The organism is Kitasatospora purpeofusca (assembly GCF_042691725.1).
Lineage (GTDB): Bacteria > Actinomycetota > Actinomycetes > Streptomycetales > Streptomycetaceae > Kitasatospora > Kitasatospora purpeofusca_B.
This window is the reverse complement of the sequence record NZ_CP170483.1, coordinates 6,997,699-7,020,305: the sequence shown is the minus strand read 5'-3', so window position 1 is coordinate 7,020,305 and position 22,607 is coordinate 6,997,699. Positions and strand designations below refer to the sequence as shown.

Sequence of the window (22,607 nt, the reverse complement as noted above, 5' to 3'; positions counted from 1 at the left end):
GTGCGCCCCTCCCACCCGTCCCTAGGCGGTGCCATGACCACGGTGATCCCCTTCCGCCCCCGGCCGCGCACGCCTGCCGGCTCCCCGCCGCGCCGCACCGCCGCGCAGCGCCGGCTCACCGCCGCCGCGGCGGTCACCGTGCTCTGCCTGGCGGTCGCCACCCTGTGGATCTGCTACGTCCTGGTCCACCTCGGCGCCCCGGGCATCGAGGCGCCCCGGGACCAGTTGGCGATCCTGCTCTACGCGCTGCCGACGGCGGGCGCGGGGATGCTGCTGCACGCCCACCGGCCGGGAAATCCGCTCGGTTGGGTGATGCTCGCCTACGCGCTGACGTCGATGCTGCCGAGCGCGGCGGCCGCACCCGTCTGGGTGGAGGTCTCCGACCCCCGGATCGTGGGCGCGGCGGCGGTGGTGCGCGGGGTGTGCGACACCGTCAGCCAGACCCTGTTCTACGTGCTGCCGCTCTGGCTGCCGGCCGGCCGGCTCACCACCCGCCGGTGGTGGTGGTACATCGGCGCCGTCACGCTGTGGGTGCTCCCGGACGGGATGTCCTTCCTGGACCACGCGACCGTCTTCGGACACCCCAACCCGCTCGCCGACAGCGCGGTCGCGAACTTCTTCGGCTCCGTCTCCGACCACTTGGACAGCCTCTACGCCCCGGTCGACTACCTGCTGATCGGCATCGCCTCCGCCGTGCTGCTGGTGCGGCTGCTGCGGCGCACCGCGCCCCGGCGGCGCGCGCACCTCGCCGGCATGCTGGGCGCCTACCTGCTCTGGGCGGGCATGCAGGACTACTACACGCGCCGGTTCCAGTACGAGTACTGGCTCAGTTACTCGCTGTTCGCGGCGGCCGGGGCGGTGTGGGCCGTGGCCGTGGGGTTCCTGGTGGTGCGCGACGGGGGGTGGCGGCTGGACCGGGCGGCCCGGTCCGTGCTGACCGGGCTGCTGCTCGCCACCGGGCTGACCGTGGTGTTCGTGGTGTGCGCGGCGATGCTGTCGGGGTGGCTGGTGCCCGGCCGGGGCGCCGCCGCGCTGGTGCTGATCGCGCTGGTCTTCGCGCTGGGCGCGGGCCTGCCGTGGGCCGCCCGGTGGGCCGTGGGCATGGTGGACCGGCTCTACTACGGCGACCGCGCCCCGCCCTACCAGGCGCTGCGGACGCTGGCCGGGCAGTTCCAGCAGGCGGTCGAGCCGGAGCGGCTGCCGTCGGCGCTGTGCACCGCCGTCGCCAAGGAACTGCGGCTGCCGGGTGCGGCGCTGGCCGTCACCACCCGGGCCGGGCGCCGGTCGCTGGCCGCGGTGGGACGGCTGGGCGGGCGGGTGCAGGGCTTCGGGCTGGTCCACAACGGGGCGGTGATCGGGGAGTTGACGGTCGGGCTGCGGGCGGGCGAGGAGCGGCTGGATCCCAGCGATGCCGACATCCTGCGCTCGCTCGCCGACCAGACCGCGCCCGCCGTCGCCTCGCTGCGGCTGCAGGAGGACCTTCAGGCCAGCCGGGAGCAGATCGTCGCGGCGCGCGAGGAGGAACGGCGGTGGCTCCGGCGGGACATCCACGACGGGCTCGGTCCGGCGCTGGCCGGGCTGCGGCTGCGGGTCGACAACGCGGCCTCAGCGGCCGGGGCCGCCGGGGCGGCGGCGAGGACCGAGGCGATCGCGCGGACGCTGCAGGGCGTCTCGGGGGACCTGGCGCGGACGATCAAGGCGGTACGGCGGATCACCGACCGCCTCGGCCCCGCACCGCTCGGCGAGTTCGGCCTCACCCGCGCCGTCCAGCACCTGGCGGCCTCGTTCAGCAGCGACGGGCTCGTCGTCAGCGCCGCGCTGCAACCGGACCCGCTTCCGGAGCTGCCGGCCGCCGTCGAGGTCGCCGCGTACCGGATCACCGCCGAGGCGCTGAACAACGTGCTGCGGCATGCCCGCGCCCGGCACGCCCAGGTGGCGCTCCGGGTGGACGAGGCGAACCTGACGCTGACCGTCCAGGACGACGGGGTCGGCCTCCGCCTCCTCCGGCCCGCCCCCGCTCTCACCGCGGATCCGAACGCGGGAGCGGGAGCGGGAGTGGCGAATGCGGCGGACGCGGATCCGGTGGTTGGGGTCGGCCTGCGGTCGATGGCGGACCGGGCGGCCGAGATCGGCGGGCGCTGCACCATCGACCGGCTCCCGCAGGAGAGCGGGACGCGGGTGCTGGCGGTCCTTCCCCGGCATCCCTCGCAGGAGTAGGACGGGACGAAGAGCCGAGGACCGAAGGCTGACAACTGACAGCTGACAGATTTCAGATGACAGATGACAGATTCTGTCAGCTGTCATCCGTCCCACACGGCCGCCCGCCCCCGGCGCCGGTGGTTCCGGCTCCGGGGGCGGGCGGGTGAGGGACGAGGGGCTCCGAGCGGTCCAGCCGATCAACCGCTCTGCCCACCACTCCCGTCGGTGCAGCCCAGGGCCGCTCAGGCCGCTCAGGGCAGCATCAGCACCGGCTTCACCACCTCCCCCGACGCCGCCGCCTCGGCCGCCTCCTCGACCGCCGCGAACGGGAAGGTCCGCACCAGCCGGTCCACCGGCAGCCGTCCCGCCCGGAACAGGTCCACCAGCACCGGCAGGAACCGCTCCGGCACGCTCGCCCCCTGGTTCACCCCGACGATCCGGGGCGCCCGGGCGAGCAGCCCGGGGACGTCCAGGCCCACCTCGCTGCCGGCCGGCGGTGCGCCCACCACCCCGCAGGTCCCGGCGACGGCCAGCGCCTCCACCGCCTGCCGCAGCGCGCGGACGCTGCCGCTGGTCTCCAGCGTGTGCTGCGCGCCGCGCCCGCCGGTGAGGTCGCGGACCGCCGCCACCGGGTCCCTGGCGGCCGCGTCCACGACGTCGGTGGCCCCGAGCCGCCGGGCCAGGGCGAGCCGGTCCGGGCGCAGGTCGACGGCGACGATCCGCACCGCCGGCGTCGACCGGGCCGCCAGGACGGCGGCCAGCCCCACCGCGCCCGCGCCGAACACCGCCAGCGTGTCGCCGGGTTCGGGCCGCAGCACGTTGAACACCGCGCCCGCGCCGGTCTGCACGCCGCAGCCGAGCGGCGCCAGCACCTCGAACGGCACCGGCGGGCCGGTGACGGGCACGGTGTTGCGCTCGTCGGCCAGCGCGTACCCCGCGAAGGAGGACTGTCCGAAGAAGTGGCCGTGCAGCACGCTCCCGCGATGGCGGCCCGTCCCGTGCACGGTGGCGCTGCCGTCCAGCCGGAAGCCGCCGAACAGGTTGAGCGCGGCCCAGTGGTCGCAGCGCACCGGCAGGCCGGCCCGGCAGGGCGGGCAGGCCCCGCAGGAGTCGAAGGTCAGCACGACGCGGTCGCCGGGCCGCACCCGGGTGACGGCCTCGCCGACCGCCGCGACGGTGCCCGCGCCCTCGTGGCCGAGGACGGCGGGCAGCGGCGCGGGCGTGCGGCCGGCCCGCACGCTCAGGTCGGTGTGGCAGATCCCGACGGCGCGGATCCGCACCAGCACCTCGTCCGCGCGCGGCCCGTCCAGCCGGACGGTCTCCGGGCGGAACGGGCCGCCGGTCTCCCGCACCACGGCGGCAGTGGTCTCGATCACGGCGCACCCGTCCCGTCCGGCCGCGCGTCGGCGGTGTCCCACGGGTCCGGGGGCGTGAACAGCCGGTCGGGGGTGGACCGTTCGTAGGGCATGCCGGGCGGCATCGCGAGCACCTCCAGCTGGAGGCCCCAGGGCGTGCGGAAGTACACCCAGCGGTCGCCGTCGATCGGCCCGCCGTCGGCGACGGTCTGCGGTTCGCCCAGCACCTCGACGCCCGGCTGCCCGCGCAGGTAGGCGACGGCGCGGTCCACGTCGTCGACCGCGATCGCGAGGTGGTGTCCGCCCCAGTCGCTGTTGGCGGGCTGCTCGCGGCGCTGGTCCGGGGCGGTGTACTGGAACAGCTCCAGGTTGCCGACCGGGCCGAGGCGCAGCATCGCGATGTGCGCCACCGCCGAGCGGTGGACGCCGAGTTGGCGGGCCATCCAGTCGCCGTCGCCGGGTGGTGCGGCGACCGGCCCGAGGCGGTAGAGCAGGCGCGCGCCGAGCACGTCGGTGAAGAACGCGACCGCCTGGTCGAGGTCGGGGACGGTGTAGGCGACGTGGTGCACGGCGCGCGCGCCGGGGATGCCGGTCATCGGGCTCTCCTTGCGGGGGCCTCGGCGGGGAAGGGCTGTTCGTGGGCGGCGTCGCGCTGGTTGGCGACCGCGCTCATCAGGCTCAGGCCGCCGTCCACGGTGAGCGATACCCCGGTGGTGTAGGCGGCGTCCGGGCCGGTCAGGTGGACGATGGCCGCGGCGACCTCGGCCGCCCGCCCGGGCCGGCCCACCGGGATGGCGGGGCGGGCGTGGCCGCTGAGGTCGCGGTCGTCGAGGACGCCGTTCATCCGGGTGGCGGTCTCGCCGGGGCTGACCGCGTTCACGGTGATCCCGTACGGCGCCAGCTCCAGGGCCATCACCCTGGTGAGGGCGCCCAGCGCGCCCTTGGCCGCGCAGTAGGCGGCGCCGCCCGGGATCGGGGTGAACTCGTGGACGGAGGTGACGTTGACGATCCGCCCGCCGCGCCCCTGGGCGACCATCCGGCGGGCGGCCGCCCGGGCGCAGGCGAACGGGCCGGTGAGGTCCACCGCGAGGATCCGCCGCCAGTCCTCCAGGCTCTCCTCCAGGACGGGTGAACGGTGGTTGATCCCGGCGGAGTTGACCAGGATGTCGATTCCGCCGAGCTGTTCGGCGGCCCCGTGCACGGCCCGCGCCGCGCCCTCGGGGTCGGCGAGGTCGAGCGGCAGCAGTATGGTCCGCCCGCCCGCCGGTGCGGCCTGGGCGGCCGTGTGGCGGGCGGCGGCGCGGTCGGTGCGGTAGCCGATCGCCACCGTGTGCCCGGCCCGGGCCAGGGCGATCGCGACGGCGCGGCCGATGCCGGAGCTGGCTCCGGTGACGACCGCCACCGAGGGCGGCGCGGCCGGGCCGCCCTCGGGGTGCCGGTGGTGCGGTCCGGGGATGCTCATCGGGTCGCCCCCGGCACGGTGGCGGGGCGGACCTGGTAGCCGGCCCGGGCGAGGCTCGGCGCGCCCAGGTAGCCGTAGAGGGCGGCGGTCGGGCCGGCCCGGCCGGTCCAAAAGCCGTGCCACTCGCCGGCCGGGACGAACACCAGGTCACCGGCGCGGACCGGGACCTCGGTGACGGCCGTGAGGTGGGTGCCGCCGCCGGAGAGGACGAGGAAGAACTCGTCGGCGTGCGGGTGCCGGTGCAGGTCGTGGCTGCCGCCGACGGCGAACACCGAGGTGGCGACGGCGAGCCGGCGGGCGCCGACCGTCCCGTCGGTGGCGAGCCAGTGCACCGCCATGCCGGCCGAGCCGGCGATCGGGGTGCGGTCACCGGTGGGACCGCCGACGCCGTCGGGGTCACCGCCGCGCGCGGCGGGCACCGTCGGGGCGGGCGGGTCGGGGGCGTCGCCGCGGGACCGGGGAGCGGGCCTCGGCGGGGCGAGCGGAACCGGCCAGGGGCGCGGCGCGGGCCGGTCGCCGTGCACCGCGAGGGGCCGGACGGTCAGCACGGCGGCGGGCGCGCCGGGCAGCGCGGTGAGTCCGCAGGCGCTGCCGGGCGGGTGGTAGAGGCCCTCGCCCGGGCCGAGCACGCGCCCGCCCGAGCGGATCCCGCCGGAGAGCACCAGCGTCACGGATTCGCCCACCCGGGAGGGGTGGTGCTCGACGCGGACGCCGGGCGGCAGGGTCTCGACGGTCAGCCCGCCGTGCGCGGACGGCAGGTGCTGCGGGTCGATCAGCCGCCGGAACGCGGGGGCCGTGCGGGGGACGGCGGCGGGTACGAGGATCACGGGGGATCTCCTTCGGTGACGGGGGCGGCAGGCCCCCCGGGGGGCGTGGGTGCGGGGGTGGGCGGCGGGTCGTCGGCGCGGCCGAAGTCGAGGAGCACCTTGGGCGGGCCGCTGCGGCCTCCCGCCAGCATCCGCAACGCCTCCGGCCCGGCGGACGGCGGCAGCACGGCGGCGATCAGCGGCTCGGCCGCCAGAACGCCGTCCCGGAACAGCCGCAGGGTGCCGTCGTAGTGGTCCAGTCCGTGCCGGACGCCGATCACCTCCAGTCCGCGCAGGGCGAGTTGGCCCGGGTCGAAGGCCGGGCACGGGCTGCCGGCCACGCCGATCACGGCGAGTCGGCCGCCCGGTTCGAGCAGGTCGAGGGCGAGTGCGAAGGCCTCCGCCGCGCCCGCCGCCTCGACGGCGAGCGAGTAGCGGGCGAGGCCGGCGGCGCACGCCTGCTCGGGGCTCAGGGCGCGGCGCGCGCCGCAGCGCAGCGCGAGCCGCCGCCCGGCCGGGTCGATGCCCACCGCTTCCACCGACTCGCCGAGGCGGGCGGCGAGTTGGACGGCGAGCAGGCCGATCGTTCCGGTGCCGAGGACGACCACCCGGTCGCCCAGTCGGCAGCGGGCCCGTTCGAGGCCGGCCACCACGGTGACCGCCGGTTCGGTCAACACGGCTTCCCGGTCCGGCAGTCGGCCGGGAATCCGGGACAGCGAACGCTCCGGCAGCACCACGTACTCGGCGGCGGCGCCCGGGCGCCCGTAGAGGCCGACCTCGGTGAGGCGTTCGCAGAGCGGGCGGTGGCCGCGCCGGCACATCCGGCAGAGGCCGCAGTGCACCATGGTGTGCCCCACCACCCGGTCGCCGGGCGCGAACTCGGTGACGTCTCGGCCGACTTCGGCGACCGTGCCGCACCATTCGTGTCCCGGGACGAGCGGGAAGCGGGCCCGCCCGTCGCGCAGGTAGGAGGCGGTGCCGTGGAGGAGTTCGAGGTCGGTGCCGCAGAGGCCGACCAGGGAGGTGCGCACGGTGACCTCGTCCGGTCCGGGCGGCGCCGGGCGGGGCACCCGGGCGAGGACGACCCGGTGCGGCGCCTCGAACCGCAGCGCCGCCATGGTGGCGCGGGCCCCCGCCGCGATGGCGGGGGCGACGGCGGGACCGGTGGAGCCGGTCACGGCCGGCTCCGTCGTTCGGCGCGCCGCCGGGCCAGGGAGCGCCTGGTCGCGGTGGTGCGGCGGGGCGCGGCCAGGGCGAGGCAGAGCACCTCGGCCCCGAGCGGGCCGGCCTCCAGGAGCAGCGTGCGGCCCCGGGTCGCCAGCAGCAGGTCGCCGTCGACGGCCAGGTGGTCCGGCTCGTCGAGGTTCCGGCCGACGAGCAGGGAGCCGCGCGCCACGAACAGGACGGTCTCGACCTCGGGCCGCCCCGCCAGTGTGTGGCGGGCGCCGGGGCTGAGCCGCAGGTGGTCGAAGCTCTCGCAGGCGCTGGCGAGCATGGAGCGGCGCGCCAGGCAGCGCAGCCGTACGCGCTCGCCGTTCGGGCCGAGGATGACGGCGGCCGAGGCCGTCGCGGTGGTGACGATCACCTTGGCTCGCCTCCCTTCGGACTCGGAGGGGTGTCGGGGTGGTCGGGGTGGTCGGAGTCCGGGCGCTCGGTCTTCGCGCGCTCGGTCTTCGCGCGTTCGACGGTCGGCCGTTCGGCGGGCCGCTCGACGGTGGGCGGCTCGGCGGTCGGCCGGTCCGCCGCCGGGTGGGCCATGGCCCGGCCGGGGTGGCCGGCGACGGCGAGCACCGCGTGGAAGTACTCCAGACCGGCGGTGCCGGCCGTGAACACGGTGTGCGCGCCGAGCGGCAGCGTCACGGCTGTCCCCTCGACCAGCGGGATTCCGGAGTCGTCGGCCGTCGACGCGTCGTCTCCCGCCTCGGCCCCCGGCGCCGTGGCGGTGCCCGAGCCCGCCGTGATGTACAGGGCGCGTTCGACGCCCTCGGCGGTGATCTCGACGCTGCGGCCCGGGTCGAGCCATTGGAGTCCGACGGCGCGCAGCGGCCCGGTCAGCACCTGGCTGGGGTCGACGGCTCCGCGCCGGCGGAGGTCGGTGATGACGGTGCCCGACATGACGACAACTCCTTCTGGTGTCCTGCGGTCCGTACTGGGCCGTCTCTGTTCTCCACGGTGTGGCGCCTGCCGTCCCGGTCGCACGGGAACCCGGTCCTGTCCTGTTCCCGACCCGCTCCCGGCCCGCTCCCGACCTGATCCCGAGCCCCGCCCGGGCCCGCGTCCCCGCGCGCTCACCGGGAACCGACGGGTTCGGAACCGGCGGGCTCGGAACCGGCGGGTTCGTAACGCGCGGCCCGGCTGTGCGGGACGACCGTCCCCACCGGGTCGGCCAGGCCCTCCACCGCGGCCCTCAGCACCGCGCCGTCCACCGGGGTCAGCAGCCTGCCGTCGGCGCAGTACGGGCGGCCGAGCTCGGCGAGCAGCAGCAGTCCGGGACCGGCGGCGGCGGCGAGCGCGGCGGTGAGCCGGTCCACGTCGACGCCGCCGGGCAGGGCGGTCGCCGAGCCGTTGCGGGCCAGCAGTTCCCGGTGCGCCCAGCCGGTGGCCCCGGCCGCCAGGCCGAGCCGGGCCGCCACCCGGGCGGCGATCAGCAGGCCCAGCGCCTCGGCGTCGCCGGGAGCGAGGTCGGGACCGGCGACGGCCCGCACGGCGTCGGCGAGGCTCCGGCCGTAGCCGAGGGCCAGCGCCGGGCCGGTCTCGTCGGGGTCGAAGCAGACCAGGGCGGCCCGCGCGTCGGCGCACAGGGCGAGCAGGGCGGTGAGCATCGGCTCGTCGTACCGGGCCCCGGGGTGGAGCAGGGCGGCGAGCGTCGGGTAGTGGGCGGGGCAGACGGCGAGCACGTGGCGGACGACCGCGACCGTCCCGGCGCGGGTCCACGCGGCGGGGCGGGCGGCGAGCAGGTCGGCCCGGACCCAGACCAGCGCCGCCGTGACGGGGCGGTGCAGGGCCAGCGCGGGACCGCACGCGGCGGCCAGGTCCGTGGGCACCCGGACGTCGGCCGGGATCCCGCAGGCGCGCTCTCCGCCGACGGCGAGGACCGCCGCGCCGGCCCGGGCGCCGGCCGGGAGCGGCCCGTCGCGCAGGTCGTGCACGGTGGTGGGCGCCCGGTCGGCGGCGAGCGCGCGGACGCCGGCCAGCGCGTCCTCGGGCGCCGTGCCGTCGGTGACGACGAGGAACCGGTCGGCCCCGAGGCCGTCGAGCCACGCCCCGAGTTCGGACCACGACGGCTCGCCGCTGCGCACCGCGAGGGAGACGTGTGCGGCACCGGCCTGGATCCGCCGGTCGAGCCGGACGCTGCGACGCATGGCGGCCTCCTCCCGTCCGGGCTGCGAAGTCCGGGCTGCGAAGTCCGGGCTCCGGACTTCGGGCTCCGGACTTCGGTCTACGGCCTCCACGCTGCGCCGCCCGCCGCCCCGCCCGCCTGAGCCCCGGGCCCTCACCGCGCCCCGCGCCGACGCCCGGGACGGGCCGGGGCGCGGTCCCAGGGGTTCCGGACGGTGGCCGCCGCGTCCCGGGGCGGTCCCGTCACGGTCGGGACGACCCCGGGACGGCCCGCCCGGCCGACCGCCGAGCGCGCTCGGCGCCGGGCCCACTACCCCGGCGGTCCCCCGGGCGGCGGCTCGCTCCGCGCGACCTCGGGGCGGCGTTCCGGCAGCGCGGCGCTCACCTCGTCCGGCAGGACGGTCAGGCAGAGGAGTTCCGCGCCGAGCGGTCCGCCGTGCAGGTGGACGGACTCGCCGCGCGGGGCGAGCAGGAGGGTGCCCCGGTCGAGCGGGCGCAGCGGGTGGTCCGGGCAGTCGAGCAGGACGACGGGGCCGCGCAGCACGTACCAGGCCGCCTCGGTGGAGTCGCGCCCGGTGAGGTCGTAGCAGGCGCCCGGGCCGAGGCTGACGTGTTCGAAGGCCTCGCACTCGCTGTGCAGCATGCCCCGGCGGGCGAGGCAGCGGGTGCGGATCCGTTGGGCGCCGGGGCCGAGGAGCAGACGGGGCGCGGCCGTCCGGGTGACGATCATCGCGGCCCACCGCCCTGCCGCCCCCGGCCCCGCAACCCCCCGCCCTGCGGCACGAGTTCGGCGTGCAGGTAGGCGAGGCCGCCGGGGCCGGCCGCGAGGTCGGCCGCGGTTCCGAGCGGCAGGGTGAGCGCCGTCCCGGGGCGCAGTGGCATCCGGACGTTCCCCGCCCCCGCCCGGCCGTGGCCGCCGAGGACGAAGGCGGTGTGCTCGACGCCGTCGGCGATCAGGAACTCGCGTTCACCGGTGGTCAGTTCGACGTGCCGCAGCAGGCGCAGCGGTCCGCCGATGACGGCGGACGGGTCGAGCGGGCCGGTGCGCCGCAGGTCACGGACCACGGTGCTGCCGAACGGGCCGGGAACCGTACGGTCGGCGGGCGGTTCGGTCGGCGGTTCGGCGGGCAGTTCGATCACCAGCCACTCCAGCGGCCCGTCCCCGGTGTTGCGCAGTCCGTGCCGGGTACCGACGGCCGTCAGGACGGCGTCGCCCGCGCGGACGGCGTGGGGGCGGCCGTCGAGGGTGACCTCGCCCTCCCCGGTGAGCAGCACGTACACCTCGCGGGTGCGGGTGTGGAGGTGCTCGCCGCTGATCCCGCCCGCCGGGATGCGCGCCCATTCGACGGCTTCCCAGTCCCCGGCGAGGCCCGCGCGGCGGGCGAGGCAGGTCCACTGGGTGATTCCGGCCGCGCCGTGCACTCCGTGGACGTCGGCCGGGGCGGTGGTGTCGGCGATCACGACGGCGCTACGCACGCGTCCCACTCCCCCGCACCGCGTCCGCGCCCCCGGTGGCCGCCCAGGTGCGCAGCCGGCCCGCCGCGTCGGCGAGTTCGGCCCCGTCGAGGTCGTCGACGAAGAGGCCCGCGCCGATTCCGCGGGGCAGTGGCAGCCGTTGCCGCCCGTCGCGGTGGCGGACGGTGTCGGCGAGCGCCTCGGCGAGCGTGACGGGCTCCATCAGCGGGTGCCAGACGGGCAGTTCGAGCCGCCGCATCAGCCGCAGGACGCGTTCGGCCTGCCCGGTGTCGAGCAGGCCGCGGCGCAGGGCGACGACGGTGGTGAGCGCCATGTCGACGCAGACCGCCTCGCCGTGCAGCAGTTCGGGCAGCGCGCGCATCTCGACCGTCGGGCTGAACGAGTGGCCGTAGTCCATGAGGCGTTCCAGGCGGTGCTCCCAGAGGTTGGGCTGGAGTTCCTGGAGCATGCCGTGGACGGCGCGGCCGAGCACGGCGGCGCCGGTGCCCGGGGACTGGAAGCGGGTGTCGAGCAGGTCGTGGCCGTGCCGTTCGAGCAGGCCGAAGAGGTTCTCGTCCTTGATCAGCGCGACCTTGAGGATCTCGGCGAGCCCGTTGCCGATGTGGCGCCGGTCCAGGGTGGCGAGGAAGGCCGGGTCGAGCAGGGTGTCGACGGCGGGGTGGTAGGTACCCAAACGGTTCTTGTGGCGGCCGTGGTTGACGCCGGTCTTGGCGCCGACGCCCGCGTCGACGAGGCCGATCAGCGTGGTCGGGACCCGTACGAAGGGCGTGGAGCGGCGGTAGAGGCTGCAGGCGAGGCCGACGACGTCGGTGAGCACGCCGCCGCCGACCGCGATCACCGGCTCGCCGCGGCGGGAGATCCCGAAGGCGTCCATCCGGTCGGCGACCTGGAACACCGCGTCCATGGTCTTGACCTGTTCGTGGGCGAGCAGGACGTGCGTCTCGTACTCGACGCCCTGGGCGGCCAGGTAGCGCCGCAGGCGGTGGCCGTGCAGTTCGTGGACGCGGGCGTCGACGACGACGAGCCGGCGCCCGGGCGGGCCGCCGGCCCGGGCGAGCGCGGGGTTGCGCGGGTCCAGCACACCGGGGGTGAAGCGGACCCGGTAGCTGACGGGCAGGGCGGTGGCGACCGTCCAGCCGGTGGCGGGGGCGCCGTTCGCCGGGTCGCCGGTGGCGTGCAGGCCGTGGACGTGCGCGGCGGGCGCGTCAGGGGCGGCGGGCGCGTCAGGGGCGGCGGGGGCGCCCGGGACGGCCGGACGGCGCTGCGGGTGGGTGAGGGACACAGGTCGGCTCCTTCGGCGGGGCGGCGGGCGGACGGCCCGGTGGGTGAGGGAGGGCCCACCGGGCCGGTGTTCACCACGCTGGACCGCCCGCCGTCCCGGATGCACGGGCGGCCGGCCCCATCCGCGTCCCGGCCCCGCCCGGGACGGCCCGCCCCGCCGGTGCCCCGGCCCGCCGCCCGCGCCCCGGCCCCCACCTCGGCCCGCCCGCGCCCCGGGCACACCCGCGCACCGCCCCGGCGACGTACGGTGGAACGGGAGGCCGACACCATGCACGCCACCGGTACCCACTTCACCGACCGCACCGCCGCGGGCCGTCGGCTCGCCGCCCTGCTGGACCACCTGCGCGGCCCCGGCACCGTGGTGGTGGCCCTGCCGCGCGGCGGCGTCCCGGTGGCCGCCGAGGTGGCCGACGCGCTGGGCGCGCCGCTGGACATCTGCGTGATCCGCAAGCTGGGCGTCCCGTACCAGCCGGAGCTGGGCATGGGGGCGATCGGCGAGGACGGGGTGCGGGTGATCAACGACCAGGTGCTGCGGCCCGCCGGGGTCAGCCCGGAGCAGCTGGCCGCCGTGGAGGCGCGCGAGCGGGTCGAGTTGGAGCGCCGGGCGCACCGCTACCGGGGCGGCCGTCCGCCGGTCGACGTGCGCGGGCGGACGGTGGTCGTGGTCGACGACGGCATCGCGACCGGTTCGACGGCGCGGGCCGCCTGCCTGATCGTGCGGGCGCGCGGGGCGGCGCGGGTGGTGCTCGCCGTACCGGTGGCGCCGCCGGACTGGACGCAGCGGCTGAGCGGTGTCGCCGACGAACTGGTCTGCGTCGGCACCCCGTCGCCGTTCTTCGCGATCGGCGAGTTCTACGCGGACTTCTCGCAGACCGAGGACGCCGAGGTGCTGCGCCACCTCGCCGCGGCCCGCACCCGCGCCCGCGCCGACGGCGGGCAGGCGGCCCCCGACGGCGGGCAGGCGGCCTCCGACGGCATCGGAGTGGCCGCGTCCGACCGCGAGCTGACGCTGCCGGCCGCCGGCGTCCGGCTGACCGGCCGGCTGACGGTCCCCGCCGGCGCCCGCGGCATCGTGGTGTTCGCGCACGGCAGCGGCAGCAGCCGGCACAGCCCGCGCAACCGCCACGTGGCCGCCCACCTGAACCGCGGCGGGCTGGCCACCTTCCTGTTCGACCTGCTCACCGAGGACGAGGAGGCGGACCGGCGGAACGTCTTCGACGTCGGCCTGCTGGGCGCCCGGCTGACCGACGTGGCCCGCGCGCTGCCCGCCGAGCAGGCGCGCCCGGACGGCGGACCGTTCCTGCCGCTCGGCCTGTTCGGCGCGAGCACCGGGGCCGCGGCCGCGCTGTGGACGGCCGCCCGGCTCGGTGACGGCGTGGGCGCGGTGGTCTCCCGGGGCGGGCGGCCGGACCTCGCCGGGCCGGACGCGCTGGGCGCCGTGCTCGCGCCGACGCTGCTGATCGTCGGCGGCCGGGACGGGTTGGTGATCGACCTGAACCGGCGGGCGCGCGAGCGGCTGCGCTGCGAGAGTGAGCTGGCGGTGGTCCCGCACGCCGGTCACCTGTTCGAGGAGCCCGGCACGCTGGACCGGGTCGCCGAGCTGGCGCGCGCGTGGTTCGGCCGCCACCTCGTCGCCTGCGAGCCCCCGGCCTGAGGACCGCCACCAGGCCCAGCCCCCACCCCGACCCATGCCCCGACCCCTGCCCTGACCAGCGCACACGCCCGATCGGGACCGATACGCAGGACTCGTGAAACCCCCCGGATCCGCCGAGCATTCTGCACAGCCCGACCAGCGATTTCCTGATCACCTTGTACACATTGAACAGTGAAAACCCGATCTGTTGCCCAACCCGCCCGACTGGAGCAAGCTCTGCGCTCAGCCGCCCGCATCCCCCTCGCCCCACCCCCGCGGAGCGGCCGCCTCAAGCGGATGCCTCAATGCCGAGGCCTCAATGTGGAGGAACGACCGATGACCCCGCAGTCCCACGCCCTTGAGCTGACCCCCGAGGAGCGCGAGGCCGGTCTCGACGCCGAGCAGCTGCGCCGCCTCGTCGGCCTCGTCGAGCACGACCCCGCCACCGACCCGTTCCCGGTCACCGCGCAGGACGCCGTCGTGTTCGTGGTCGGCAACGCCACTCAGACGGCCCAGTTCTACCAGGCCGTCTTCGGCATGGAGCTGGTCGCCTACTCCGGTCCGGAGACCGGCCGCCGCGACCGCAAGGCCTTCGTGCTGCGCTCCGGCTCCTGCCGCTTCGTGATCAAGGGCGGCGTCTCCCCCGACAGCCCGCTGCTGGACCACCACCGCCGCCACGGCGACGGCGTCGTCGACCTGGCCCTGGAGGTCCCGGACGTCGACAAGTGCATCGCGCACGCCCGCGCCCAGGGCGCCACCGTCCTGGAGGAGCCGAACGACGTCTCCGACGAGAACGGCACCGTGCGCCGCGCCGCGATCGCCACCTACGGCGAGACCCGCCACACCCTGGTCGACCGCTCCCGCTACACCGGCCCGTACCTGCCCGGCTACATCGCCGCCCAGAGCAAGGTGCGGCACCCGGAGGGCTCGCCGCGCCGCCTGTTCCAGGCGCTGGACCACGCGGTCGGCAACGTCGAGCTCGGCAAGATGGACGAGTGGGTCACCTTCTACAACAAGGTCATGGGCTTCGTGAACATGGCCGAGTTCGTGGGCGACGACATCGCCACCGACTACTCCGCGCTGATGTCCAAGGTCGTCGCCAGCGGCAACCACCGGGTGAAGTTCCCGCTCAACGAGCCGGCCGTCGCCAAGAAGAAGTCGCAGATCGACGAGTACCTGGAGTTCTACACCGGCGCGGGCTGCCAGCACATGGCGCTGGCCACCAACGACATCCTCACCACCGTCGACGTCCTGCGCTCGCGCGGCGTCGAGTTCCTGAACACCCCCGACTCGTACTACGACGACCCCGAGCTGCGCGAGCGGATCGGCAAGGTCCGGGTGCCGATCGAGGAGCTGAAGAGCCGCGGCATCCTGGTCGACCGCGACGAGGACGGCTACCTGCTGCAGATCTTCACCAAGCCGATCGGCGACCGCCCGACCGTCTTCTACGAGTTCATCGAGCGGCATGGCTCGCTCGGTTTCGGGAAGGGCAACTTCAAGGCGCTCTTCGAGGCCATCGAGCGCGAGCAGGAGCGCCGCGGCAACCTCTGAGGCCCACCGCCCCGGAAGGCCGCCGGCCGCCGGGGCCGGCGACCTCCGGGGCGCGCAGCCACCGCTGAAGCCGTAGGAAGCTCTGGGCCACAGGAAGGTCCGGGAGGAGCAGGGACGATGGCGTACTACCGGCAGCTGGGCAGCATCCCGCCCAAGCGGCACACGCAGCACCGCACACCCGAAGGCGGGCTGTACTACGAGGAGTTGATGGGCGAGGAGGGGTTCTCCTCGGACTCCTCCCTGCTCTACCACCGGGGCATCCCCTCGGCCGTCGTGAACGCCGTGCCGTGGGAGCTGCCCGACCAGTCGACGGTGCCCAACCATCCCCTGCTCCCCCGCCACCTCAAGCTGCACGAGCTGTTCGCGGGCCAGGAGTGGAAGTCCGCGGACGTCGTCGCCGGGCGCCGGCTCGTGCTCGGCAACGGCGACGTGCGGATCTCCTACGTCGCCGCCGGGGCGCCGAGCGAGCTCTACCGCAACGGGCTCGGCGACGAGTGCGTGTACGTGGAGTCCGGCTCCGGCACCCTGGAGACGGTCTTCGGCGCGCTGGAGGTCGGCCAGGGCGACTACGTGGTCATCCCCCGGGCGACCACCCACCGCTGGGTGCCGGCCGGCGACGAGCCGCTGCGCGCCTACTGCATCGAGGCGAACAGCCACATCACCCCGGTCAAGCGCTACCTCTCCAAGTACGGGCAGCTCCTGGAGCACGCGCCGTACTGCGAGCGGGACCTGCGCGCCCCGTCCGGACCGCTGCTGGTCGAGGGCGCGGACGTCGACGTGCTGGTCAAGCACCGCGGCCCGAACGGGATCTCGGGCACCCGGTACACCGTGCCGCACCACCCGTTCGACGTGGTCGGCTGGGACGGCTGCCTGTACCCGTACGCGTTCAACATCCGGGACTTCGAGCCGATCACCGGGCGGATCCACCAGCCGCCGCCGGCCCACCAGGTGTTCGAGGGCAACGGGTTCGTGATCTGCAACTTCGTTCCCCGCAAGGTGGACTACCACCCGCTGTCGATCCCGGTGCCGTACTACCACGCCAACGTGGACAGCGACGAGGTCATGTTCTACTGCGGCGGCGACTACGCGGCGCGCAAGGGCTCGGGCATCGCCCAGGGCTCCATCTCGCTGCACCCCGGCGGCCACACCCACGGCCCGCAGCCGGGCGCGTACGAGCGCTCCATCGGCGTGGAGTTCTTCGACGAGCTCGCGGTGATGGTCGACACCTTCCGCCCGCTGGAGCTGGGCGAGGGCGGCCGCGCCTCGGAGGACGCCGGCTACGCCTGGACGTGGTCGGGTCGGGGGCCGCAGCAGTGAGCACCGCCCCCGTGATCCCCCCGCTGTTCCAGGGGCTGTTCGACGACGCGGCGGTGTTCCCGCCCGGGAACCTGCCGGTCGCCGACGCGGTGCCCGCGCACCGCGCGCACCGCGCCGCCCGCTACGCCGACGCCGTCGGCCCGCTCCTCTGCGGGGCGGGCCGGCTGGACGAGTTGGCGGCCGCGGCGCAGGGCCCCGGGCCCGTCCTCCGGGTCGGGCTGGTGCTGCCGGGGGGCAGCGCGGAGCTCGGCCCGGCCCTCGCCGCCGCCGCGCCCTTCGAGGTGGCCGGCGTCGAACTCACCACCCGGGACGCCCGCGAGGCGGTCGCCGCGCTCGACCTGCTGCTGCCGGCCGACGTGCCCGCCGCCGTCGAGCTGCCGCGCGAACTGCTGCGCGGCGACGGCCTGGACGAGGTGCTGGACGTCCTGCTCGACAGCCCGTACCGGGCCAAGTTCCGCACCGGAGGGATCGTCGCCGGCGCCTTCCCGGACGAGCGGGAGCTGGCCGGCTTCCTCACCGGGTGCGCGCAGCGCGGCCTGCCGTACAAGTGCACCGCCGGACTGCACCACGCCGTCCGGCACACCGACCCGGTGACCGGCTTCGAGCACCACGGCTTCCTGAACGTACTGCTGGCCGCCCGGGAGACCGACCCGGCCGCGGCCGCCGAGGTGCTCGCCGAGCGCTCCGGCGAGGCGCTCGCCGAGGCCGTCCGCACACTGAGCGACCGTCAGGTCACGGTGATCAGAAACTCGTTCACCGCGTTCGGCACCTGTAGCATCGCCGAGCCCCTGGACGACCTGGCCGCCCTCGGCCTGCTGTCGCCCGACCCGAAGCCCCAGGAGGACCGTTGACCACCCCCCGCAGCTGGCTCGCCCCCGCGAACGACTCGCCGTTCGGCGTGCACAACCTGCCGTACGGCGTCTTCACGGCCGGCGACCGGCCGGGGCGGCGGCGGATCGGCGTGCGCGTCGGGGACTTCGTCCTGGACGCCGGCGCCGCCGCCCGCGCGGCCGGGGAACCGTCCGTGCTGCTCGACGCGGACTCGCTCAACCCCCTGCTGGCCGCGGGCCGCCCGGTGTGGACCGAGGTCCGCGCCGCGCTCACCCGCTGGCTGACCGAGGAGTCCCACCGCGACGCCCTCACGCCGCTGCTGCTGCCGCTCGCCGAGGTGGAACTGCACCTGCCGTTCGAGGTCGCCGACTACGTCGACTTCTACGCCTCCGAGCACCACGCCACCAACCTGGGCCGGATCCTGCGCCCCGGTTCGGAGCCGCTGACCCCCAACTGGAAGCACCTGCCGATCGGTTACCACGGCCGCTCCGGCACCGTGGTGGTCTCCGGTACGCCGGTGGTCCGCCCGCACGGGCAGCGCAAGGCCCCGGCGGACGCCGTGCCGTCCTTCGGCCCGACCCGCCGGCTGGACATCGAGGCCGAGGTCGGCTTCGTCGTCGGCGCGCCCAGCACGATGGGCGAGCCCGTCACCCTGGACCGCTTCCGCGAGCACGTCTTCGGCGTCTGCCTGGTCAACGACTGGTCCGCGCGCGACATCCAGGGCTGGGAGTACGTGCCGCTCGGCCCGTTCCTCGGCAAGTCCTTCGCCACCTCCGTCTCACCGTGGATCGTGCCGCTGGACGCCCTGGAGCACGCCCGGGTCGCCCCGCCGGCCCGCGACGTCGAGCCGCTCCCCTACCTCGACGACCGCGGCGGCGAGCCCTGGGGCCTGGACCTCGCCCTGGAGGTCCGCCTCAACGGCCACCGGATCTCCCGCCCGCCGTTCGCCTCGATGTACTGGACGGCCGCCCAGCAGCTCACCCACCTGACGGTCAACGGCGCCTCGCTGCGCACCGGCGACCTCTTCGCCTCCGGCACCGTCAGCGGCCCCGAGCCCGACACCCGCGGCGCGCTCATCGAGCTCACCTGGAACGGCGAGAACCCGCTCAAGCTCCCGGACGGCACGACCCGCAGCTTCCTGGAGAACGACGACGAGGTGACCATCACCGCCACCGCCCCCGGCCCCGAGGGCACCGTCGTCGGTTTCGGCGAGGTCACCGGCCGCGTCGTCCCCTGAGGACCCCTGCGGCTCCCTGAACCACCTTCCCCCGCCGGACGGAGGGCGGCCCCGGTCACCGACCGGAGCCGCCCTCCGTGCTTGCGGCCGGGCCGGGGCCCACGGGTACGGTGACGGCGAGGATCTTGAGGTCACGGGCCGGTCGACGACGGACGGAGTGGGGACAATGGGTGACGAGGTTCGGGCGTGGCGGGACGGCCGGGTGGGGCGGATCGTGCTCGACCGGCCGCGGGCGCTCAACTCGCTGACGCACGGCATGGTCCTGGACGTCCGCGCGGCGCTGGAGGCCTGGGCCGGGGACGACGCGGTGCGGGTGGTCGTGCTGACCGGCGCCGGGGAGCGCGGGCTGTGCGCGGGCGGCGACATCCGGGCGTTCCACGACGACGCCAAGGAGGGCGGGGCCGGCACGCGCGCGTTCTTCCGCGACGAGTACCGGCTGAACGCGCTGGTCGCCCGCTACCCCAAGCCGTACGTCGCGGTGATGGACGGCATCACCATGGGCGGCGGCGTCGGGGTCTCCGCCCACGGGTCGGTGCGGATCGTCACCGAGCGCTCGGTGGTGGCCATGCCGGAGACCCGGATCGGCCTGGTGCCGGACGTCGGCGGGACCTGGCTGCTGTCGCGCGCGCCGGGCGAGCTCGGCACCCACCTGGCGCTCACCGCCGGCTCGATGACGGCCGGGGACGCGCTGCTGTGCGGCTTCGCCGACCACTTCGTGCCGTCGGCCCGCCTGCCGGACCTGCTGACCGACCTCACCGACTCACCGGTGGAGGACGTGCTCGCCCGGTACGCGGAACCGGCGCCCACCGCGCCGCTCGCCGGGCAGCGGGCGTGGATCGACGCCTGCTACGCGGCCGACTCCGTGGAGGAGATCGTGGCGCGGCTGACGGCCGGCGGCGTCCCGGAGGCCAAGCAGGCCGCCGAGGAACTGGCCGAGCGGTCGCCGACGATGCTCAAGGTCACGCTGGCCGCCCTGCGGCGGGCCCGGGCGCACGGCTCGCTGGAGGAGAGCCTGACGCAGGAGTACCGGGTCTCGTGCGCGGCCCTGGCCCACCACGACCTGGTGGAGGGCATCCGCGCGCAGGTGGTCGACAAGGACCGCAACCCGCGCTGGTCCCCGTCGACGCTCGCCGGGGTCGACGAGCGGACGGTGTCCGCCTTCTTCGGTCCGCCGGCCGACGGGGACTGGTCCATCGCCTGACCTGCGAACGGGTGACGACCGTCTCGCGGACCGAGACTGGCGCGAGGCGGGCCGGTTCGTAGATCGTGGGGTCCGTCAGAGCGCGCAACGGAATGGGAGTCAACGGCGATGACCGAGACCGAGACCGAGACCTACGAGACGATCCTGGTGGACCGCAAGGGCCGGGTCGGCCTGATCACCCTCAACCGGCCGGAGGCGCTCAACGCGCTCAACACCCGGCTGATGAACGAGGTCGTGGCCGCGGCCACCGCGTTCGACCGGGACCCGGAGATCGGCTGTCTGGTGATCACCGGCTCGGCGAAGGCGTTCGCGGCGGGTGCCGACATCAAGGAGATGCAGGGCAACCGGTTCCCGGACGTCTACCTGGACGACTGGCTGGGCCCGTGGGACCGCCTGGGCGCGCTGCGCAAGCCGGTCGTCGCGGCGGTGGCCGGCTTCGCGCTGGGCGGCGGCTGCGAGCTGGCGATGCTCTGCGACATCCTGATCGCGGCCGACACCGCGAAGTTCGGCCAGCCGGAGATCAAGCTCGGCGTCATCCCGGGCATCGGCGGCTCCCAGCGCCTCACCCGGGCGGTCGGCAAGGCGAAGGCGATGGAGTTGTGCCTGACCGGCCGGATGATGGGCGCCGAGGAGGCCGAGCGGGCCGGCCTGGTCTCCCGGATCGTCCCCGCCGACGAGCTGCTCGCCGAGGCGCTGGCGACGGCGGAGAAGGTCGCCGGGATGTCCACCCCGGCGGCGATCATGATGAAGGAGAGCGTCAACCGCGCCTTCGAGACCACCCTCGCCGAGGGCGTCCGCTTCGAGCGCCGCCTCTTCCACGCCGCCTTCGCGACGGCGGACCAGAAGGAGGGCATGGCGGCCTTCGCCGAGAAGCGCCCGCCGGTGTTCAAGCACCGCTGAGCCCGGCCCTGGAAGGCCCCTTCGGCAGGGGCCTTCCAGCGTTCTTCAACGCTCCTCCCTGCGAACGGGCCGGGTGGGCGCGTCCAACCAGGCCCACTGCTCCCCCTCGGTGACCGTCAGCCCGAAGCGGGACGGCCCCGGCCTCCCCTGCCGCTCCCACCAGCGGTGGGCCTCCTCCACCTCGTCCCAGAGCCGGCGCGGACCGTACTGCCACACGGTGCCATCGAGGTCGACGGCGGCCCAGGACCGGGCGTCGGTGCTCGCCGCCCAGAGCCGGGCGGCGTCCTCCTCCCAGGCGGTCCACACGTCGCCGAGCCGCAGCCCGAGCGCGAACCGGGCCTCCCAGGCCTCGCCGGTGACCTGCTGGGGCGCCAGCGAGGTTCGGCCCTTCTCCGGCACGTGCTCGTCGCGGACGACGTCGCGGAAGATCCGCAGGTCCTGGCGTTGGGTGCGCATCAGCATGAACGCCGAGTGCGGACTGAACCGGCCCTGCGCCTGGTGACGTCCGACGGTGAGCCTGAGCAGGCCCCAGCAGATCATCGGGTTGTCCCACGGCGTGAGGACGGTGCCACCGGGACGGGTCTGCTCGATCCACGCCCACGGGACCCGGCGGACCGAGCAGGTCGAGACGACCCGGTCGTACGGCGCGCGGTGAGTCCAACCATCGGCGCCGTCCCCGCAGATCACGTCGACATCCAGGCCCGCAGCGTAGAGCGACGCCCGCGCCTGCCGGACGATGTCTGAGTCGATCTCGACCGAGACGACGTTCTCGGGACCGAGCCGGTGCGACAGCAACGCCGCGTTCCACCCGGTCCCGGTGCCGATCTCCAGCACCCGCGCCCCGGGCCGGAGACGTAGGTCGCACAGCATCCGGACGACGATCGAGGGAGCGGAGGCCGAGGAAGAGGGCCAGATATCGACTGACTCCTGACCATCGTTGACCTGGGTCACGATCGGCACATCGGCATAGGCAGCCTCGAACCATCGGTCATGAGCCGTCTGAAGGTCGGCAGCTTCATAACCGCCGTCACTGTCCGCCAACCAGATCCGCTCCGGCAGGAAGCGATGACGCGGAATGGCCTTGAGGGCTTCCTGCCACTCGCGCGGAACGGGACCGCCGAGCACTTCGCCGACGGCCCGGAGCAGGCCACGCACGGCGGCCTGCTCCGGTGGATGCACGGAGTCCGTCACTTCTTGTCGTCGTCCTTCCGGTGCTTCGGGTCGGGCAACGGCCGCGCCCCGTCGGGCGACGGCTTGGCGGTCCCGGGGTCCTTCTTGCCCCCGTGCTTGCCGTTGCTGTCCTTGTCGGTTCCCCAGCTCATGGGTCCTCCTCTGTTGTGCTGTCGCCTACCGGTCCGGCGGCCGGGGCGTCGGCGGATTCGCGGGCTTCGGTCTGGGCCGCTTCGGTTCGGATGTGGTCACAGCGGCACTCCTTTCAGTCGGAGTTGGTGCTACCGCCCGCGCTGCCGGTCCGGCAGCGCGGGCGGCGTTCAGTGGGAGCGGTTGATCAGCACCACGACGGCAACGACGAGGTGGAAAGCTGCCGCCATCGACACCCCATATGCAGCCCAGATCCGCACAGAATCGGCGCCAGGCAGCGAACTGTCCTCCTCGGAGCCGTCGTTCTTCCGGTCGACCGACGAAAGAGTCACGTCCGGCTCCAGTGGTCGCGGAGGACATCGGCAACCCGAACGCGGCCGGACGCGCTGCTACCGCCGAGGTTGGCGTACGAGTGTGGGCCAGGGTCGATCTGGCCGTGGACGAGGCCAGCGACCAGGGCGGTCTTGCCGATGTCTTCGGACCCACTGGTGAGCACGGGCACAGACTCGTCGACATCGGTACGTTCACTGAGCCGCGCGCAGCCCTCGACCCGGTCCGCGAGCGGCCGCCGACGGGGCAGCAGCCGCAGCACCGACGGGGGCAACAGGGTGGTCAGCGTGAGGCCTCCGACGACCGTGCAGGTCTGCACGACGATTTGGGCGTGCAGGCCGGCGACTTCGTTGCTGATCACAGGTTGTT

The 22,607-nt window shown here is 75.4% G+C and carries 23 protein-coding genes; 8 read left to right on the top strand and 15 right to left on the bottom strand.

All coding sequences use genetic code 11. The features are described 5' to 3' along the window. Positions 1 to 33 precede the first annotated feature (33 nt). Positions 34 to 2,217 (top strand): sensor histidine kinase, encoded by a 2,184-nt coding sequence (locus ACFCLZ_RS30225; RefSeq protein WP_380281064.1) that lies wholly within the window; start codon positions 34 to 36, stop codon positions 2,215 to 2,217. Between the two features lie 233 nt (positions 2,218 to 2,450). Here the strand turns inward: ACFCLZ_RS30225 and ACFCLZ_RS30220 are convergent, their stop codons facing one another. The 11 genes from ACFCLZ_RS30220 to ACFCLZ_RS30170 all read right to left on the bottom strand — a co-directional run bounded on the left by ACFCLZ_RS30220 (position 2,451) and on the right by ACFCLZ_RS30170 (position 11,919). Beyond that, positions 2,451 to 3,575 carry an NAD(P)-dependent alcohol dehydrogenase gene (locus tag ACFCLZ_RS30220; RefSeq protein ID WP_380281063.1) on the bottom strand — a complete coding sequence of 375 codons (1,125 nt, stop codon included), beginning with the start codon at positions 3,573 to 3,575 and terminating at the stop codon, positions 2,451 to 2,453. Next, positions 3,572 to 4,150: a VOC family protein gene (locus ACFCLZ_RS30215; RefSeq protein WP_380281062.1), complete on the bottom strand. Its 579-nt coding sequence runs from the start codon at positions 4,148 to 4,150 to the stop codon at positions 3,572 to 3,574. Before ACFCLZ_RS30215 ends, ACFCLZ_RS30220 begins: the two co-directional genes overlap by 4 nt. Continuing rightward, positions 4,147 to 5,016, bottom strand: coding sequence for an SDR family oxidoreductase (locus ACFCLZ_RS30210; RefSeq protein WP_380281061.1), 870 nt, complete (start codon positions 5,014 to 5,016; stop codon positions 4,147 to 4,149). Before ACFCLZ_RS30210 ends, ACFCLZ_RS30215 begins: the two co-directional genes overlap by 4 nt. Continuing rightward, a complete protein-coding gene (locus ACFCLZ_RS30205) occupies positions 5,013 to 5,843 on the bottom strand; it encodes a cupin domain-containing protein (protein ID WP_380281060.1) in 831 nt (276 codons plus the stop codon). Before ACFCLZ_RS30205 ends, ACFCLZ_RS30210 begins: the two co-directional genes overlap by 4 nt. Beyond that, positions 5,840 to 7,000, bottom strand: coding sequence for a zinc-binding dehydrogenase (locus tag ACFCLZ_RS30200; RefSeq protein ID WP_380281059.1), 1,161 nt, complete (start codon positions 6,998 to 7,000; stop codon positions 5,840 to 5,842). The genes ACFCLZ_RS30205 and ACFCLZ_RS30200 overlap by 4 nt, the downstream gene beginning before the upstream one ends. Next, on the bottom strand, positions 6,997 to 7,407 hold the full coding sequence (locus ACFCLZ_RS30195) for a hypothetical protein (protein WP_380281058.1): 411 nt from the start codon (positions 7,405 to 7,407) through the stop codon (positions 6,997 to 6,999). The genes ACFCLZ_RS30200 and ACFCLZ_RS30195 overlap by 4 nt, the downstream gene beginning before the upstream one ends. Continuing rightward, positions 7,404 to 7,937, bottom strand: a complete 534-nt coding sequence (locus ACFCLZ_RS30190) for a hypothetical protein (protein WP_380281057.1) — start codon at positions 7,935 to 7,937, stop codon at positions 7,404 to 7,406. The genes ACFCLZ_RS30195 and ACFCLZ_RS30190 overlap by 4 nt, the downstream gene beginning before the upstream one ends. Positions 7,938 to 8,110: 173 nt before the next feature. Then, positions 8,111 to 9,184 carry a hypothetical protein gene (locus ACFCLZ_RS30185; RefSeq protein WP_380281056.1) on the bottom strand — a complete coding sequence of 358 codons (1,074 nt, stop codon included), beginning with the start codon at positions 9,182 to 9,184 and terminating at the stop codon, positions 8,111 to 8,113. Between the two features lie 287 nt (positions 9,185 to 9,471). Further along, positions 9,472 to 9,891, bottom strand: a complete 420-nt coding sequence (locus ACFCLZ_RS30180) for a hypothetical protein (protein ID WP_380281055.1) — start codon at positions 9,889 to 9,891, stop codon at positions 9,472 to 9,474. Beyond that, complete coding sequence (locus ACFCLZ_RS30175; RefSeq protein ID WP_380281054.1) at positions 9,888 to 10,637, bottom strand: cupin domain-containing protein; 750 nt, start codon at positions 10,635 to 10,637, stop codon at positions 9,888 to 9,890. The genes ACFCLZ_RS30180 and ACFCLZ_RS30175 overlap by 4 nt, the downstream gene beginning before the upstream one ends. Beyond that, entirely contained in the window at positions 10,630 to 11,919 is a 1,290-nt protein-coding gene (locus tag ACFCLZ_RS30170; protein ID WP_380281053.1) for a sedoheptulose 7-phosphate cyclase, read from the bottom strand. Before ACFCLZ_RS30170 ends, ACFCLZ_RS30175 begins: the two co-directional genes overlap by 8 nt. A gap of 267 nt (positions 11,920 to 12,186) precedes the next feature. Here ACFCLZ_RS30170 and ACFCLZ_RS30165 point away from each other — a divergent pair, with 267 nt between their 5' ends. The 7 genes from ACFCLZ_RS30165 (at position 12,187) to ACFCLZ_RS30135 (ending at position 20,588) form a co-directional block, all read left to right on the top strand. Further along, positions 12,187 to 13,572: a phosphoribosyltransferase family protein gene (locus ACFCLZ_RS30165; RefSeq protein WP_380281052.1), complete on the top strand. Its 1,386-nt coding sequence runs from the start codon at positions 12,187 to 12,189 to the stop codon at positions 13,570 to 13,572. A gap of 315 nt (positions 13,573 to 13,887) precedes the next feature. Continuing rightward, complete coding sequence (hppD, locus tag ACFCLZ_RS30160; RefSeq protein ID WP_380281051.1) at positions 13,888 to 15,102, top strand: 4-hydroxyphenylpyruvate dioxygenase; 1,215 nt, start codon at positions 13,888 to 13,890, stop codon at positions 15,100 to 15,102. 117 nt (positions 15,103 to 15,219) lie between these two features. After that, complete coding sequence (locus tag ACFCLZ_RS30155) at positions 15,220 to 16,419, top strand: homogentisate 1,2-dioxygenase (protein ID WP_380281050.1); 1,200 nt, start codon at positions 15,220 to 15,222, stop codon at positions 16,417 to 16,419. After that, positions 16,416 to 17,270, top strand: coding sequence for a hypothetical protein (locus ACFCLZ_RS30150; RefSeq protein WP_380281049.1), 855 nt, complete (start codon positions 16,416 to 16,418; stop codon positions 17,268 to 17,270). Before ACFCLZ_RS30155 ends, ACFCLZ_RS30150 begins: the two co-directional genes overlap by 4 nt. Next, on the top strand, positions 17,267 to 18,487 hold the full coding sequence (fahA, locus tag ACFCLZ_RS30145; RefSeq protein WP_380281048.1) for a fumarylacetoacetase: 1,221 nt from the start codon (positions 17,267 to 17,269) through the stop codon (positions 18,485 to 18,487). Before ACFCLZ_RS30150 ends, fahA begins: the two co-directional genes overlap by 4 nt. Positions 18,488 to 18,653: 166 nt before the next feature. Next, positions 18,654 to 19,688: an enoyl-CoA hydratase/isomerase family protein gene (locus ACFCLZ_RS30140; protein ID WP_380281047.1), complete on the top strand. Its 1,035-nt coding sequence runs from the start codon at positions 18,654 to 18,656 to the stop codon at positions 19,686 to 19,688. A 108-nt stretch (positions 19,689 to 19,796) separates the two neighbouring features. Continuing rightward, positions 19,797 to 20,588 (top strand): enoyl-CoA hydratase, encoded by a 792-nt coding sequence (locus tag ACFCLZ_RS30135; RefSeq protein WP_380281046.1) that lies wholly within the window; start codon positions 19,797 to 19,799, stop codon positions 20,586 to 20,588. A 45-nt stretch (positions 20,589 to 20,633) separates the two neighbouring features. Here the strand turns inward: ACFCLZ_RS30135 and ACFCLZ_RS30130 are convergent, their stop codons facing one another. The 4 genes from ACFCLZ_RS30130 to ACFCLZ_RS30115 form a co-directional block, all read right to left on the bottom strand. After that, entirely contained in the window at positions 20,634 to 21,779 is a 1,146-nt protein-coding gene (locus ACFCLZ_RS30130) for a methyltransferase domain-containing protein (protein ID WP_380281045.1), read from the bottom strand. Then, positions 21,776 to 21,910: a hypothetical protein gene (locus ACFCLZ_RS30125; RefSeq protein WP_380281044.1), complete on the bottom strand. Its 135-nt coding sequence runs from the start codon at positions 21,908 to 21,910 to the stop codon at positions 21,776 to 21,778. The genes ACFCLZ_RS30130 and ACFCLZ_RS30125 overlap by 4 nt, the downstream gene beginning before the upstream one ends. Positions 21,911 to 22,078: 168 nt before the next feature. Next, on the bottom strand, positions 22,079 to 22,240 hold the full coding sequence (locus ACFCLZ_RS30120) for a hypothetical protein (protein ID WP_380281043.1): 162 nt from the start codon (positions 22,238 to 22,240) through the stop codon (positions 22,079 to 22,081). Further along, a complete protein-coding gene (locus tag ACFCLZ_RS30115) occupies positions 22,237 to 22,599 on the bottom strand; it encodes a hypothetical protein (protein ID WP_380281042.1) in 363 nt (120 codons plus the stop codon). Before ACFCLZ_RS30115 ends, ACFCLZ_RS30120 begins: the two co-directional genes overlap by 4 nt. Positions 22,600 to 22,607 lie beyond the last annotated feature (8 nt).